Source organism: Solemya elarraichensis gill symbiont (genome assembly GCF_002021095.1).
Lineage (GTDB): Bacteria > Pseudomonadota > Gammaproteobacteria > Chromatiales > Chromatiaceae.
On record NZ_MPRK01000304.1, the window covers coordinates 1 to 1,835 of the forward strand.

At 40.8% G+C, this 1,835-nt stretch carries 1 protein-coding gene; it reads left to right on the top strand.

What is annotated here, in order from left to right:
* Positions 1-586: 586 nt before the first annotated feature.
* Positions 587-1,753 carry a DDE-type integrase/transposase/recombinase gene (locus BOW51_RS10445; RefSeq protein WP_135568262.1) on the top strand — a complete coding sequence of 389 codons (1,167 nt, stop codon included), beginning with the start codon at positions 587-589 and terminating at the stop codon, positions 1,751-1,753.
* Positions 1,754-1,835: the final 82 nt, after the last annotated feature.

Genomic DNA, 1,835 nt, shown 5'->3' on the forward strand with positions numbered 1-1,835 from the left:
TGTTGTTATTCTGTTTATCGATTGGACGGTTCTTGTTTACCAGTATCTATAGGAGGCCTCTTCCCAGCGTGTCCCATCATAGTTATCCTTGAACTAGAGCTGATCAGACGTTAAAAACCCTACAGCGACATGTTTAGAGTGCCTCATAAAGATTCAAAGCTGACGTGTAGCGATGCCTTGTACAAGGTGGAGTCTTACGACCCCGAGTACAAAATACCCGTTGTACTGTACAATTACATTAAGTACGACGATAGACTAGAAACGTTCGTTGGCAGATGGCCGAAATTTTTACCGGGCCCTACAATAGAAGAGTTGGCACGTGCGGGTTTTGTCTACCTAGGCTTTTCAGACCTCGTCAAATGTTTCTCCTGTGGTATTACATTGAAAGAATGGGAGCCCGGAGCATCTGCTTTGAAAGAACATATGCGACATTCTGATAAATGTAAATTTGTATGTTTATTGGAAGGATGTACCAACGCCCCAGAACAAAACAACGCGTCGGTGACAGAAGGGAAAGAATCCCCCCGGTGTACATGTAATTACGATTACCCTGGATGACTTCTCTATATAATAGGTATGATTTTTGGTGGATATAACAGTACCCAACATGATTTCCGAGGAGCAGCACCGTTATTTAGATGACCTTTGGTCAAATCCTAAGCATTCATCTGCATTCACAGGCCCTTATAAATTATATCAGATGGTAAAGAGGAAAGACAAATTCAAAATCGGACTGAAGGATATCAAACAGTATCTTTCTAATAAGGAGGGTTATTCGCTACAGAAAAGAGTCCAAAGAAAGTTCGAAAGAAGTCACATTATAGTTCAGGGGATCGACACACAATGGGACGCTGATCTGATGGACGTGCAAAATATATCCAAATTCAACGACGGTGTGAATTTCATTTTAGTGATGCAAGACATTTTCTCCAGATTCATCTTCACTGTTCCCATGACGCATAAGACAGCATCCGAGGTATCCATGGCACTTAAATCTGTCTTTGAAGGCGGCAGAAAACCCAAGCTGTTGAGAACTGATAAGGGAAAAGAATTCCAAAACAGATTGGTGTCCGCTCTCTTGAAACGTGAGGGTATACACCTGATTCTCACCGAGAACGAAACAAAGAGTAACTTTGCAGAGAGAAGCATTCAGAAGATTAAAAATCGCCTTTATCGTATGTTCACACACGAGCAATCTTACTCCTATTTGAAGCGGCTGCCTGATATAACAAAAAACATCAACGATACGCCCACAAGGCCTTTGGGTGATATGGCCCCTTCCGCTGTTAACAAGGTAAACGAGGATGAAGTTAGACTCAATGCTTATCTAATAAGAACAAAGACATCCTTGGGGAAAAAGCAGAAACGAAACACTTCAACGAAAAGCAAAAAGAGACGAAAACCTTTTAAATTTAAGCTCGGTGACCGTGTACGCATAACATTTCTGAGACACGTATTCCAAAGGGAGTATCAACAGAAATGGACTGGCGAGCTATTCATTATCAGAGATCGTTTCAGACGTCAGGATATACCCCTCTACAAATTGAAAGATTTCGAAGGCGAAATTATATCGGGAACCTTCTATACGTCTGAACTACAAAAAGTTGAAACGGATGGAGACACAATATGGAAAATCGATAAGGTATTGAAAAAACGGAAGATCAAAGGTGAAATGAAAGCATTCGTCTCGTGGCAACACTGGCCTTCAAAGTTCAATTCGTGGGTTAAAGAATCCGACATAGAATCTATATAAAGAATGAAAGAATCCGACATAGAATCTATATAAAGAGTGAAAGAATCCGCCATAGAATCTATATAAAGAGTGAAAGAATCCG